General features: G+C 50.3%; 12 protein-coding genes. 1 reads left to right on the top strand and 11 read right to left on the bottom strand.

The window, feature by feature from the left end; genetic code table 11:
- Window positions 1-4: 4 nt before the first annotated feature.
- From rpe to coaBC, 10 genes are all read right to left on the bottom strand, one after another.
- On the bottom strand, window positions 5-649 hold the full coding sequence (gene rpe / locus AC50YO_RS07145) for a ribulose-phosphate 3-epimerase (protein WP_494845042.1): 645 nt from the start codon (window positions 647-649) through the stop codon (window positions 5-7).
- 6 nt (window positions 650-655) lie between these two features.
- A complete protein-coding gene (gene rsgA, locus AC50YO_RS07140) occupies window positions 656-1,567 on the bottom strand; it encodes a ribosome small subunit-dependent GTPase A (protein ID WP_494845316.1) in 912 nt (303 codons plus the stop codon).
- A gap of 1 nt (window position 1,568) precedes the next feature.
- Entirely contained in the window at window positions 1,569-3,683 is a 2,115-nt protein-coding gene (gene pknB / locus AC50YO_RS07135; RefSeq protein ID WP_494845040.1) for a Stk1 family PASTA domain-containing Ser/Thr kinase, read from the bottom strand.
- Window positions 3,680-4,450, bottom strand: coding sequence for a Stp1/IreP family PP2C-type Ser/Thr phosphatase (locus AC50YO_RS07130; protein ID WP_494845037.1), 771 nt, complete (start codon window positions 4,448-4,450; stop codon window positions 3,680-3,682). Before AC50YO_RS07130 ends, pknB begins: the two co-directional genes overlap by 4 nt.
- 6 nt (window positions 4,451-4,456) lie before the next feature.
- Window positions 4,457-5,503 (bottom strand): dual-specificity RNA methyltransferase RlmN, encoded by a 1,047-nt coding sequence (gene rlmN / locus AC50YO_RS07125; protein WP_494845034.1) that lies wholly within the window; start codon window positions 5,501-5,503, stop codon window positions 4,457-4,459.
- Window positions 5,504-5,605: 102 nt separating this feature from the next.
- Complete coding sequence (gene rsmB, locus AC50YO_RS07120) at window positions 5,606-7,081, bottom strand: 16S rRNA (cytosine(967)-C(5))-methyltransferase RsmB (RefSeq protein ID WP_494845031.1); 1,476 nt, start codon at window positions 7,079-7,081, stop codon at window positions 5,606-5,608.
- Window positions 7,078-8,031 (bottom strand): methionyl-tRNA formyltransferase, encoded by a 954-nt coding sequence (fmt, locus tag AC50YO_RS07115; RefSeq protein WP_494845029.1) that lies wholly within the window; start codon window positions 8,029-8,031, stop codon window positions 7,078-7,080. Before fmt ends, rsmB begins: the two co-directional genes overlap by 4 nt.
- 5 nt (window positions 8,032-8,036) lie before the next feature.
- Window positions 8,037-8,522: a peptide deformylase gene (gene def / locus AC50YO_RS07110; protein ID WP_494845025.1), complete on the bottom strand. Its 486-nt coding sequence runs from the start codon at window positions 8,520-8,522 to the stop codon at window positions 8,037-8,039.
- Between the two features lie 39 nt (window positions 8,523-8,561).
- On the bottom strand, window positions 8,562-11,057 hold the full coding sequence (priA, locus tag AC50YO_RS07105; protein ID WP_494845022.1) for a primosomal protein N': 2,496 nt from the start codon (window positions 11,055-11,057) through the stop codon (window positions 8,562-8,564).
- Complete coding sequence (gene coaBC, locus AC50YO_RS07100; protein ID WP_494845020.1) at window positions 11,054-12,268, bottom strand: bifunctional phosphopantothenoylcysteine decarboxylase/phosphopantothenate--cysteine ligase CoaBC; 1,215 nt, start codon at window positions 12,266-12,268, stop codon at window positions 11,054-11,056. The genes priA and coaBC overlap by 4 nt, the downstream gene beginning before the upstream one ends.
- 204 nt (window positions 12,269-12,472) lie before the next feature.
- Here coaBC and AC50YO_RS07095 point away from each other — a divergent pair, with 204 nt between their 5' ends.
- On the top strand, window positions 12,473-13,378 hold the full coding sequence (locus tag AC50YO_RS07095) for a J domain-containing protein (protein WP_494845017.1): 906 nt from the start codon (window positions 12,473-12,475) through the stop codon (window positions 13,376-13,378).
- A gap of 132 nt (window positions 13,379-13,510) precedes the next feature.
- Here AC50YO_RS07095 and rpoZ read toward each other — a convergent pair whose 3' ends face one another.
- Window positions 13,511-13,723, bottom strand: coding sequence for a DNA-directed RNA polymerase subunit omega (gene rpoZ, locus AC50YO_RS07090; RefSeq protein WP_494845015.1), 213 nt, complete (start codon window positions 13,721-13,723; stop codon window positions 13,511-13,513).
- Window positions 13,724-13,725 lie beyond the last annotated feature (2 nt).

The following is a 13,725-nucleotide window of genomic DNA, read 5'->3' as shown; positions in this document are numbered from 1 at the left end:
CCCCCTATCGAAGCGCAGCAATAGCTGCCGCACGGTCGCTTTCTTTAAATATGGCGTTGCCTGCTACTAGCACATTTGCTCCAGCATCTACGACCAGCTTCGCCGTCTCCTTGTTAATGCCGCCATCTACTTGTACCTGAACCTGCTCCAGCCCCCGCTCCGCCAGCAGTGCACGAAGCTCACGAAGCTTATTCAAGGAATGGCTGATGAAGCTCTGGCCCCCAAAGCCGGGATTGACCGTCATAATCAGAACCAGATCCAAATCTCCAAGAACAGGCTCGAGCGCTGCAACTGGAGTCCCCGGATTAATAGCGACACCTGCCGCTAAGCCCAGCTCCTTAATCTGATGCACCGTACGGTGCAAATGTACACAAGCCTCTGCATGAACGGTAATTCGATCTGCCCCCGCTGCTGCATAAGCAGCAATGGACAGCTCCGGCTGCTCGATCATGAGATGCACGTCGAACGGCAGCTTGGTTGCCGGACGCACCGCTGCAATAACTGGCGGTCCGAACGTCAGGTTAGGAACGAAGTGACCGTCCATAACGTCGATATGAATCCAGTCCGCGCCAGCCCGTTCTATTTCCATAATTTCTTGTCCAAGTCGGGCGAAGTCAGCCGACAGAATTGAAGGTGCAATGATTGTCATAGGATGTTAGTACCTCCGTTTTTTTTCTTTCATTTCAGCAAGGAACAGAAGATAATTCTGATGACGGCTTGCTGCAACCGCACCACTCTCAACTGCTGCCAGCACTGCACAGCCCGGTTCATGCGCATGCGTACATTCTCGGAATTTACAGGATGGCGACAGCTCTCTCATTTCCTTGAAGCAATAGCCAAGATCTTCAATGCCAAGCTCCACAAAGTCCAATTGGCTGAAGCCAGGCGTATCCGCCACATAACCTCCGCCAATCTCAATCAGCTCAACATGGCGGGTTGTATGCTTGCCCCTTCCAAGCCGATTGCTGATCGCATTCGTCTCCAGACTAAGGCCGGGTACAATCGCATTGAGCAAAGAGGACTTGCCTACTCCCGATTGACCAGCGAATACAGCGAGATGTCCCTTCAGACGCTCATGAAGGGCAGTGATGCCTTCCCCTCGGCGAGAGCTCGTCCCGTACACTTCATACCCAATAGCCGAATAAATTCGATTGACCGCTTCAACAGCTTCCAATGCCTTCTCGGTCTCTGGGCCATCCTCACCAAGATCCTGCTTGCTTAGACAGAGCAACGGCTCTATGCCCGCATGCTCGATATGAACCAAAAACTTATCAAGAAGCTGCAGGTTCAAAGCTGGCTCGGTAACCGAAAATACGAGTATAGCGAGATCTACATTGGCAACAGGAGGACGGATTAATTCAGAGGAACGGGGCAGGACCTGCTCCACCGTCCCCTCGCCATTCTCCGTCAGACTGTAGATAACATCGTCACCAACGAGCGGATTAATCCCTTTTTTCTTAAAGATGCCTCGCCCTCGACACTGCACGGTTGCTAGTGGAGAATCCGCATCCTCAGGCAGTACATAATAATAACCGCTTAGCGCCTTTACAATTCGACCATTCAACAAATTACTGCTGTTCATCTTGTGGTTCTCCCTGCTCATCGCTATCCTCAGCCTCCAGTTGTTCAACGGGCTCCTCCGAAGGAGGCGTTGTTGCTTCATTGCCCGGCACTGTAACCGTGGATGAGCCTGACCCTTGGGCTGCTTCTTCATAGGTAACCGTCTTCTTGCTTACAAATTGTCCATTACGGAATACCGTTACGACTGCTTCCGTATCCGGCCCCAGCACCAGCTTAACCGGAAACGTCTGCTCATCATGGATTTTTTTCCTATACAGCTCTGTATTCTCTGTCCGTGCATCCGAGTAGACGATACGAATCTCACTCGTCTTGCCCGCTTCTGCTGGAGAAATCGTCACATTGAATTGATACTCTCTCGCATCCTCAGGCGGTCCGGAGCTTACACGAATCGATATCTTAGTGCCCTTAGCTACAAGATCTTTTGGTTTATTATGATCCTGATCTATGACGAGCCCTTTTTTCTGAGAATAGCTCGGCTCATACAAAATATCTTCATCCTCAAGAATCAAATCATGCGATTTAATAACATCCTTAGCCTCAGCGACCGTATACCCTATTAGACTAGGCATTTCGAACATTTCGCGCCCTTTGCTTACACTGAACTTAAATTGTTCCGTCTTCGGGTCGAACTGGGCTTGCGGCTCTGGCGTTTGACTAATAATTGTGCCGGGCTCTTGCTCGCTGAACACTTCTTCCGGAGCAAGAATCTGTCCATCCTCCACGCCGAGCGCTCGCAGTTCATTTTTGGCGGTCTGAAGCTGCTTGCCCCTGTAATCGGACATCTTCTCCAATAAAGGACCTTCACTTACATAGAGCTTAATAGAAGAGCCTTGCTTGACTCGCAAATTAATCTTCGTCTGGTCGTATACCTCATCCTTAGGCACATCCTCGACAAACTCACGCACGACCGGCTCCTCTATTTTCAAGCCGACTTTCTGAAGCTCTGCTCTAGCGTCAGTCAATTGCATGCCAACTACATAGGGAACATCCACTTCAGGAGTGTCCAGTCTGTCTAGTAAATAGATAAAGCCCCATATAAGCAGCCCAAGTGCAATTAAGGTTCCGCCTACAATGCTAGCTGTACGCTTCCAGCCTTTAGACTTTGCTGATTGAGCATCTTCTTTGCGCTGCCTGTCCGTTTGCACTGGCGTACCTTGATACAGCTCCTCTCCAATCGGAGGAGGCTGATGCGCCGCTCGCAATTCTCCCCGCAAAGCCGGCATAACTCTCGTCTCATCCATATCGCTATCGCTAACAAAGGATGCCTTAGGCTCATTCAATCTGCCTGGCTTCAAGCAAGTATCGAGATCCAGAAGCATCTCATGAGCAGAATGATAACGCTCAGATGGATTTTTTCTCATCGCACGCAAAATAACATTCTCTACGCTTTGAGGAATATGCGGGTTCACAATTCTCGGTTCCTCGAACTCCTCCTGCAAATGCTTCAAGGCTACACTAATCGGGCTTTCACCTAAAAACGGCAGCTTGCCCGTCAACATTTGATAGAGAACAATGCCGAGCGAATACAAGTCAGATTTCTCTCCTGTACTAACACCCTTGGCATGCTCGGGGGAGAAATAATGAACGGAGCCGAGCACAGAGCCTGTCTGGGTAATCGTCGATGAGGTTACCGCTCTTGCAATACCGAAGTCCGTTACCTTCACTCTTCCATTCTTGCCGATCAATATATTATGAGGCTTAATATCACGATGAATAATATGATTCTGATGTGCGTGATCGAGCGCGTCGCATATTTGCATAGCAATCCGCACCGCTTCGTTCGCTTGCAGCGGTGCCCGCTCTTGAATGATTTCGTTCAGATTGTTGCCTTCAATATATTCCATAACGATATAATGTGTATCGTCCTCTTGACCTACGTCATAGACGCTGACGACGTTTGGATGCGATAAAGAAGCAGCTGATTGCGCTTCGCGGCGAAAACGGCGAATGAACTCCTCGTCATGGACGAATTGCTGCCTCAGAACCTTAACCGCTACATTACGGTTCAGCAGAATATCATTTGCCTTATACACGAGTGCCATACCGCCGCCGCCAATGCGAGTCAATATCTCATAACGTCCGCCTAAATCATGTCCAATCATTCGTTGTCACCCCCCAAGGTCGCGCTATCCCCTTGCTGGAGCAAGATGACGGTAATGTTGTCATCTCCTCCGGCATGAAGCGCCATTTGAATGAGGCGTTCCGCTTTTGCAGCAAGCTCCAGTCCATCCTCTCGAATCGTCTGAAGAAGCTGCTCATCGCTTACCATATTGGTCAATCCATCGCTGCATAGCAGCAATACATCGCCATCAGACAAAATACCTGTAATAATATCAACCTCAACCTGTGCATCCGTTCCTACAGCCCGCGTAATCACATTGCGACGAGGGTGATGCAGGGCATCCTCCGGGCTGACTTGGCCGCTCTTAACCAATTCATTTACAAGCGTATGATCCTCCGTCAATTGGACCATTTCGTTTGTTGTAATGTGATAGACACGGCTGTCTCCAATATGTCCAATAACCATTTGCTGCTTAATGACCAGGGCCGCGACGATCGTTGTCCCCATGTTGTAATATTGCTCATTACGTGATGCCATGTCATACACAACGTCATTCGCTCCAGTAAGCGCTTGGCGAACAAGCATCTTCCCTTCCTCAATCGACAAATCCGCTTTGGCAGCGGCCCCCTCCAGCATTTCACGGAACGTATTGACCGCCAATTGGCTAGCTACGTCACCGGCCTGATGACCACCCATCCCATCTGCTACGATGGACAGTGTAATGCCATTATCCAATTGTCCAATCCATGCACGGTCTTCGTTAATTTGACGAATTCGTCCTATATCACTTCGGCTTGCCGTAATCAACCGTCATCACCTCGTCGTGGACTCCATATGTTTCGCTCTTAATTGGCCGCATGCAGCCGCAATATCATGTCCTTGCTCTCTGCGAATCGTCGCGTTGATTTTATTACGCTCCAGAATACGCTGGAATTCGAATATATCTTCACGCGGTGTACGTACATACTTGCGCTCTGGCACATGGTTAACAGGTATGAGATTGACATGACAGAGCATGCCTTTCAGCACATCAGCCAGCTCCTGCGCATGCTCTGGGCGGTCATTCACTCCGCCAATCAAGGCATACTCGAACGTAATGCGGCGGCCTGTCTTCGCAATATGGTTGCGGCAAGCTTCAATAACATCCTCGAATGGGAAACGACGGTTGACCGGCATCAGCTTGGATCTAAGCGTGTCATTCGGAGCATGAATCGAAATCGCGAGATTAATCTGCGTGTTCTCTTCGGTAAACTTGTACATGCTTGGAACGATACCGCTAGTTGATACTGTTATATGCCGTTGACCGATATTAAGTCCTTTTTCATGGATCATAATACGCAGGAAAGCCATTGTTGCTTCATAATTCTCGAACGGCTCGCCTGAACCCATAATAACGATACTCGATACTCGCTCATTCGTTGCATCCAGCATTTGCTGAGCCGTTACAACTTGAGCCACGATCTCGCCTGCTGTCAAATTCCGCTTAAGCCCGCCTAGTGTGGAGGCACAAAACGTACAGCCAATGCGGCAGCCCACCTGTGTGGTTACACATACGCTGTTGCCATAATCATGGCGCATAATTACGGTCTCGATAGCATGATTGTCATGCAGGCCGAACAGGAACTTCACTGTTCCGTCCTTCGATTCGAATTTCGTTATCTCAGTGAGGGTAACAAATTGGAAGTTATCCTCCAGCTTCTGGCGCATCGCCTTGGATAGATTCGACATCGCCTCGAAGCTCTGCACTCTTTTCACATACAACCAATCAAATACTTGGTCCCCGCGAAAAGCAGGCTCTTCGTTTTCTGTCATCCAATTCTGAAGCTGTTCTAGCGTATAGTCATAAATTATCGGTTTCATGTTTTATCACACCTGACTCTGAAGTAACGCGGCACTATTAGAAAAGCACCGCGGCTAATGATTTATTTTAACACAAACGCTTATGCACAGCCACCTATGGGCTTAGGTGCGCTTGCGAAGGCGTGCGATGAAAAAGCCGTCACTGTCAAAATGCTGCGGAAGCAGCTGCGCTGATCCGGTGAATGAGCTATCAATCGCACCTACTCTGCGGAGTGACTCTAGTATAGGCTCCGGCCAGTCTGCATCGAGTTGGAATTCTGGATGCTCTGTCAAAAAGGCAGCAATCTGATCCTCATTCTCTGCTCGCTCTATTGTGCAGGTACTATATACGAGTACACCGCCTGGCTTCACAAGCTGCGATACAGCATGCAGAAGCCTGCGCTGTATTCCCGCTATTTCAATGACATCGCCGGCCGTCTTTGTCCATTTGATCTCTGGCTTCCGCTTAATAACACCGAATCCTGAGCAAGGAGCATCAAGCAATACAGCATCCATTGACGCCTCCGCGAATCGACCTGGCAGCTTGCCTGCATCCTCGGTCATCGTCTCAATATTGCTCAGGCCCAGACGCTCCGCTTGGGCTTCGATTAATTGGCGTTTGTGCGGATGAACATCATTGGCCCACACTTTTCCTCTGCCATGCATGAGCTCAGCCAAATGGGTTGTTTTCCCTCCTGGTGCCGCACAGCAATCAAGCACTTGCATGTCAGGCTTCGGCGCAAGCACCTCCGCTACAAGCATTGAGCTCTCATCCTGGACCGTCCAGCGCCCATCCCGGAAGCCATCCGTATCGGCTAGATTGCCTCCGCGGATAACTGCAATTCCTGAAGGAGCAACCTTAGAGGACTCCGCATCATAGCCAAGCTCGGCCAGCTGCTCCAGAGCCTCCGCCCGTCCTTCACGCAATGCGTTCACTCTCACGCTTGCATGAGGGGCTTCATTGCCTGCTGCGCATATCTGTTCAGCCGTTTGCTCACCGTACTCTCGTATCCAGCGCTCAACAAGCCACTCGGGATAAGAATGCCTAAGCGATATCCTTACTGCGGAATTTTTGTCCTGAATCGCTTCAATGTTCAGATCAGCCCGATTCCGGTCGATGCTGCGAAGAATGCCATTGACCATCCCTGATATACCTTGATGGCCTCGTCGTTTGGCAATCGTTACCGCCTCATTCACCGCGGCATGGGCCGGAATCCGATCTAAATATAATAGCTGATAAGCGCTCATCCGCAGCAGCTGATGAACCCATGGCTCCAGCTTGCGCAAGCCTTTGGCTGCGAATTTGCCCAGCCAATGGTCAAGTGTAAGCTGTCTTTGAATCGTGCCATAGACTAATTCAGTCACAAGCCCTGCGTCCGCACGCTGCAGACCCGCATCCTGCAATACGCGGTTGAGCTGCAAATTGCTGTATGCTCCAGTCTCTGCTACCTTGATTAAAATATCCAAAGCAAGCTCGCGAGGAGTGCGCGGAGCATGGCTTGTCCTCGCTCCGCCGCCATTGTTGCTCTTGCGCGGCTGTTGCTTGCCGCCTGAGTTTTTGCGCGGGCTATTGCCCGAATTCATTGCTTTCCCGCTCATAGCGCTTCCCCGCCTAACACAGTACCTTGGGCTAATCGGGTGCCTTTGAGCCAATCAGCAACAGACATAACCCTTTTTCCCGCAGGCTGAATATCTAACAGCATTAATGTACCAGCGCCTGTCTGTACGGCAATGCCTTCATTATCAGCTTTTACTACCGTTCCATGGACTGTACTACCATCTGTACGAGTGTCCGTGCCTATTGCCTTGCATGTCCAAACTTTAAGCACCTCGCCATTCAGATAGGTGAAGGCTCCAGCCATAGGTGACAGGCCGCGCACCTGATTATAGATTTGCACCGCTGAACGAGTCCAGTCAATCCGCTCATCCTCGCGGGACAAGTTAGGGGCATAGGTTGCCAGCTCATGCTGTTGAGGCACGGCCTTTGCTTCCCCAGCGATAATAGCCGGAAGCGTTCTTCCCAGCAGCTCGGCTCCTGCCGCGCTCAGCTTCTCGAACAAGGTGCCTGATGTATCTTCATGTGTAATCGGCACTTCCACCCGGCTGATCATATCACCAGTATCCAGGCCTTCTGCCATGTACATGATTGTAACGCCAGTCACAGTCTCACCATTAATAATCGCACGTTGAATAGGCGCACCTCCACGATATTGCGGCAGCAGTGATCCGTGTACATTAATACAGCCAAGAGCTGGCAGCTCCAGAACAGCCTTAGGCAATATTTGCCCGTAGGCAGCCGTCACGATTAAATCCGGCTTCAGCTCTGCGAGGGCTTCAACGGCTTCTGCACTGCGCATCCGCTCAGGCTGCAGCACTGGCAAGCCAAATGAAAGAGCTGCCTCCTTTACTGGAGGCGGCGTCAGCGTCCGCTTTCTTCCTTTGGGACGATCAGGCTGAGTGACAACGGCAATTACTTCATAACCCTGCTCTAATAGCAGACGCAGAGAGGGAACGGCGAACTCCGGCGTCCCCATGAATAGAATACGCATGTTTGTTACTCGCCGCCTTTTTTAGGTCTCTCTGAGATCTCATAGATTGATTCTGCTAGATCAGTGAACAAAATGCCGTTCAAATGATCTACCTCATGCTGGAAAGCGCGCGCCAGGAAACCGGTTGCTTCTACGCTGAACGGCGTACCGTCCGCTCTCTGGCCATTAACAACGATCCGCTCAGCACGAAGAACATCCCCATTCAGATTCGGAATGCTCAGACAGCCCTCCGGACCGAGCTGCTCGCCATCCTGCTCTACAATAACGGGGTTGACCATCTCGATAAGCCCGGTCTCATCCTGAATATCGACAACGATAACACGCTTAGAAATACCTATCTGAGGCGCAGCCAAGCCGACGCCGTCCGCGTCATACATCGTCTCCGCCATATCCTTAAGCAATTTCTGCAGGTTGGAATTAAATTTAGTAACTTCTTTGGCAGGCTCCCGAAGTACGGGATCTGGGTCTTTCACAATAATACGGATGGCCATTGCCGTTCCCTTCCTTTACGTTCATCATCTGATTTATTTTTATAAAATGACTTGTGGATCTACATCAATGCTGAACTGCACCTGCTTCTGCGGCGAGCCTTCCGTGAATGGGGCAAGCGCATGGCGAAGCAACGCCGGGACATCAATGTTTCCACGATATTTTATCACACATTGAAAACGGTAGCGATCTTTCATTCTCGAAATCGGCGAAGCAACCGGGCCGAGCACGTCAAGAGCACGCGGCAAACCTCCATCAAGCGGACCAAGAATCCCTTCAGCTCTTGCCAATTCTCTCAGCCGCAAGGCAAACTGCTCGCCTACTGAGGACAACAGCGGCAGCTGCTCATGCGACATTGTGATTAGCACAAGCCGGCAAAAAGGAGGATAGCCCATCACGCTGCGATGCTTCAATTCTTCTCTTACGAATGCGGCATAATCATGATGCTTGGCAGTCATGATCGCATAATGTTCGGGCGCATAGGTTTGGACAACTACCTCGCCCGGCAAATGATGCCGTCCAGCTCGGCCTGCTACCTGAGTTAACAGCTGAAATGTACGCTCGCCTGCCCGGAAGTCTGGCAGATTAAGCGAAGTATCGGCAGCGATAACGCCGACTAGCGTGACAAATGGAAAATCCAGCCCTTTCGCCACCATTTGTGTCCCGAGCAATACATCCGCCTTGCGGTCTCCAAACTGCTTGAGCAGCTTTTCATGGGAGTTTTTCTCATTCGTCGTATCCACGTCCATCCGTATTACCCGAATGCCTGGGAATAGCTTCGCAAGCTCTTCCTCAACCCGCTGAGTTCCTGTGCCGAAATACCGAATATGCTCACTGGAGCAGGAAGGGCATTCGCTCGGTGCCAACTCAGCATGGCCGCAATAGTGACAGCGCAGCGCACGTGTTTTCTGATGATACGTAAGCGATATATCACAATGCGGGCAGGCTGCCGTATAGCCGCAGGAACGACACATGACAAACGTCGAATACCCTCTTCGATTCAGCAGCAGCACGGATTGCTCGCCGCGCTCCAAACGTTCGGCAAGAGCGGCATGAAGACGGCGGCTGAACATGGAACGGTTGCCTTCCAGCAATTCAGAGCGCATATCAATAACAGTCACTGGCGGCAAAGGACCGCCAAGAGCTCGGTCCGGCAGAGGCAGCAGCGAAGACTCCCGTCCGGGAGCCGGCTGGCGGCTGGCAGCTACAAAGGATTCCAATGAAGGTGTAGCTGAGCCTAGCACAACTACCGCGCCATGCTGCTTTGCCCGCTTAACAGCTACGTCACGAGCATGATATTTGGGACTATCCTCTTGTTTATAAGAGGATTCATGCTCTTCATCAATAATAATAAGCCCAATTCGCTCAAAAGGTGCAAATATAGCCGATCTGGCGCCAATGGCAACCTGGACCTGACGCCGGCGGATTTTGCGCCATTCATCATAACGCTCACCATTAGACAAGCGACTATGCAGAACGGCTACTGCATCGCCGAAGCGCCCTTTGAAGCGATCGACCATTTGCGGAGTCAGCGATATTTCTGGCACAAGCACGATTGCTTGCTTTCCTTGCTTTAGACAATGCTGAATGGATTGCAAATAGACCTCTGTTTTACCGCTGCCTGTCACGCCATGCAGCAAGAGCACCTGGGACTCCTCGCGATTAACAGTCGAAACGATCCGCTCATATACAGCCAACTGGCCTTCCGTTAAGGGCAGGGGCTGCGTGCGCTTGAATTCACGCCCTGCATAAGGATCGCGCTGCTGCTCGACCTCTTGAAGCGCAATCCACCCCTTGTCCGCTAGAGCGCGAACGCTAGCAGGAGATCCTCCCGCTTCTGCTAGCAGCAATTGCAAAGGCAGCGGCTCCTTTTGTCCGATCATAAAAGCAAGCAGTTCACGCTGTTTGCCCGCACGAGCCGGGAAATCATCCAGCGCTGCTTGTGCAGCAGCCTTATCCGCTGGAGGAAACACCGTAAGCACCTTGCGGATCGCAAGGCGATCGCGAATCGACGTCTGCTCCGTTAATACGCCTTCTCTCAGCGCATCCTTCACAGCAGCAGAATATTGCGGATAACGGAGTTGCAGTGTAGTTAGCTTCACTTGCTCTTGCTTCCCAATCCATTCCGTAAGCTCCTGCGGAAGCACCGCGGTAAGCCCTTCCCCTGCTTCCGCAGCAGCTTTATTCAAGCTGATGTACCGTTCCGCCTTGCCCTTCAAGGCAGCAGGCAGCATCGCTTGGAGCGCAGTCGTCCACGAACAGCAATATTTATCGCTCATCCACCGAGCAAGCTCGATCAAATCAGGCAAAAGCGGAGGCAGCGGGTCAAGCAGCTCCGATATCGGCTTGAGACGCTTGGGATCAATGTCCGCTGTATCTGCAAGCTCAGTCACAAAGCCCTGCAGCACACGACCGCCAAATGGAACGCCTACACGGCTGCCCACCTCGACCCAATCTGCCAAATTAACAGGAACCTCATAATCAAACGGACGGTCCGTCTGCCTACTCGGTACATCAACGATGACTTTAGCGATCATTCGCAGAGGCCCTCGCCATTAGGCAGCCGCTCCGCAGCGATCTCCAGCAGACGCTGTGCGACCTCGCGCTTAGACATAAGCGGCAGCTTGGCAATCAAGCCTTCTGCTCCGAACAATTGAACGATATTCGTATCGCCATTGAAGCCTGCTCCTTCTGCACTTACATCATTAGCTACAATCAGATCACAGTGCTTGCGCTTCAGCTTGTCCATGGCATAATGTTCAATTTGCTCGGTCTCGGCGGCGAACCCTATCAGCAGCTGATGACTCTTTCGTTCTCCAAGCATTTGCAGAATATCCGTCGTCCGCTCCAGCTCCAACGTGAAGGCTTCGCTGCTTTTCTTCAGCTTCTGCTCCTGCACTTGAACAGGACGATAGTCAGCTACAGCCGCCGCCTTAATCACAATGTCGGAGTGCTCGAACCTCGCAAGCACCTCCTCCAGCATTTGCTGGGCAGATTCAATTCTAACAACCTTCACCCCAGCTGGAGGCTCTATTGTCGTCCTCCCCGCAACCACAGTAACTGTTGCTCCCATTAATCGGGCTGCTTCGGCAATAGCAAAGCCCATTTTCCCCGATGAATCATTCGTCAAATAGCGTACCGGATCGAGACGCTCCATCGTACCGCCTGCCGTTACGAGAACATGCTTGCCAGCAAGTCTTCCCTGCTGCTGGAACAACGTCTCTATTGCAGCTACAATATCCTCGGGCTCGGCTAGTCTGCCTTTGGCAACATAACCGCAGGCTAGCTGGCCTGTGCCTGGCTCAACGAACAGTACACCGCGTGAAGCGAGCAGCTCCAGATTGTGAACGACAGCAGGATGCTCATACATATGAACATTCATTGCCGGGGCTACCAGAACGCTGCAGGATGCCGCAAGCAGTGTCGTGCTTAGCATATCATCAGCGAGCCCATTTGCCATTTTGCCAATTATATTAGCTGTTGCAGGAGCGATCACAATAAGATCCGCATGATCTGCAAGATCGATATGTGAGACGACAGCCGGATTCCGTTCATCGAATGTATCTATATGTACAGGATGACGAGATAGTATTTGAAGGGTTAGTGGGGTAATGAACTTGGCAGCCGATTCCGTCATAATAACGTGTACGTCTGCCCCTGCTTGCACAAGCTTACTGCATAGTGCAGCGCCTTTATATGCTGCGATCCCTCCTGTTATCCCTAACAGGATCGTTTTGCCTTTTATCATGATTTTTCCCCCGTTACAAGCTGTTAATCTATGTATTGACTATTTCCTGCGAGCTCATTCGCGCTTTCCCTATCATACCATATGAGCCTGCAAATTGGAGCCTTCAACAGCACCCGTTGAAAGATTGGAAATCTTCTCTATAAATACGTATACTAGATAGTAGGAATCTTATGAGCTCCTTAAAAATGACTGAGGTGAATCCCCATGAACGAGTTACAGCAAGCCTATAAAACAATGGGCCTTCCCGAGAATGCTTCTAAGGAAGATGTGGATAAGCGTTACACAACCCTACTGCGTCAAGCGCGCTCGAGACAGCAACAGCAGCAATCTAATGATTTTGATGCCGTGAATGCAGCCTATCGCTTTATTCTGGATTATGAGAACCAAAAATCCACAGAAGCGTTCAATCAGAAGGAATACGGCAAATTCAAAAATATGGCGGGCACTGCGGAGAAGATCGACCACTTTTGGCGCTATTACAAATTTCATACCATGGGCGCTATTCTCCTCATTGGCCTCATTATTTACGGCATATTCAGCTACATTGATCACCGTGAAGAGCAAGCCCGTCTCGCGAGCCTCCCTCCAGTTGACTTATATGTCATGGTTATGGGCGAATATATATTGCAAGACAGCACCGGAAAGCCAGCCAAATATGAGCAATTAGAAGAATCGATGCTAGCTCAATTTCCGGAATGGAAGCGTTTCAAAGTGAATTTCAATTACCTTCCCCTGGGTAATGCTATGAATGTGACTTATCAGCAAAAAGCAATGCTAATGCTCAGCACCGAGCGTCCTGATGTCTACATTTTTGACAGAGAAGCCTTTGATTGGGTAGCTCCACAAGGTGCGCTTCTCGGTCTTGATGGAGAGGCAGGTGCCGCAGAAATTCTCAAGAAAGCTCAAGCTACGGATGCAACTTATGAAGATGCAACGATCGAGAACCCTACCAGGCAAACGTTTGGCATTGATATCACAAGCAGTGCTTTAACCAAAGAATGGCCTATTTATACCGCGAAGAAGTTTGTTGTTGGTGTCAGCGCTTTTACTAAAAACAAAGAAAAAGCTTATCACTTCATTGACAAATTTTTAGCTGATCAGCCTGAATAAACCCACCTATATCTATAGCTCGCTCCTCCTATCACTTAACAATGTTGACAAGAGGAGCGAGCTTTTATCTATGTAATAAAAAATAATCGAGCCCGTCAAATTGACGAGCTCGATTATTTGGTTGCGGTTGCCTTATGATTTGTTGTCGTCGTTGGACGTTTCAACAAGCACGATATCGTGATAAATCTCTTCCAAGGCCACACCAACAAACTTGCGGGCTTTCGGATTGCGAAGCTCGGATTTGTCTCCATTACGAAGCATCCGTGCGCGTCTTGAAGCCGCAACCACCAAAGAATATTTGCTGTCTACTTTCTTAACCATCTCATCAATAGAAGGATATAGCATAA

Source organism: Paenibacillus sp. J22P59, assembly GCF_059383895.1.
The sequence above is the reverse complement of the archived record's forward strand: the minus strand, read 5'-3'. Positions and strand labels throughout refer to the sequence as shown.

What these genes read in the sequence shown, in the direction of transcription:
- rpe (WP_494845042.1), bottom strand. Translation starts at nt 649, where the DNA reads ATGACAATCATTGCACCTTCAATTCTGTCGGCTGACTTCGCCCGACTT.
- pknB (WP_494845040.1), bottom strand. Translation starts at nt 3,683, where the DNA reads ATGATTGGACATGATTTAGGCGGACGTTATGAGATATTGACTCGCATT.
- rlmN (WP_494845034.1), bottom strand. Translation starts at nt 5,503, where the DNA reads ATGAAACCGATAATTTATGACTATACGCTAGAACAGCTTCAGAATTGG.
- rsmB (WP_494845031.1), bottom strand. Translation starts at nt 7,081, where the DNA reads ATGAGCGGGAAAGCAATGAATTCGGGCAATAGCCCGCGCAAAAACTCA.
- fmt (WP_494845029.1), bottom strand. Translation starts at nt 8,031, where the DNA reads ATGCGTATTCTATTCATGGGGACGCCGGAGTTCGCCGTTCCCTCTCTG.
- def (WP_494845025.1), bottom strand. Translation starts at nt 8,522, where the DNA reads ATGGCCATCCGTATTATTGTGAAAGACCCAGATCCCGTACTTCGGGAG.
- priA (WP_494845022.1), bottom strand. Translation starts at nt 11,057, where the DNA reads ATGATCGCTAAAGTCATCGTTGATGTACCGAGTAGGCAGACGGACCGT.
- coaBC (WP_494845020.1), bottom strand. Translation starts at nt 12,268, where the DNA reads ATGATAAAAGGCAAAACGATCCTGTTAGGGATAACAGGAGGGATCGCA.
- AC50YO_RS07095 (WP_494845017.1), top strand. Translation starts at nt 12,473, where the DNA reads ATGAACGAGTTACAGCAAGCCTATAAAACAATGGGCCTTCCCGAGAAT.
- rpoZ (WP_494845015.1), bottom strand. Translation starts at nt 13,723, where the DNA reads ATGCTATATCCTTCTATTGATGAGATGGTTAAGAAAGTAGACAGCAAA.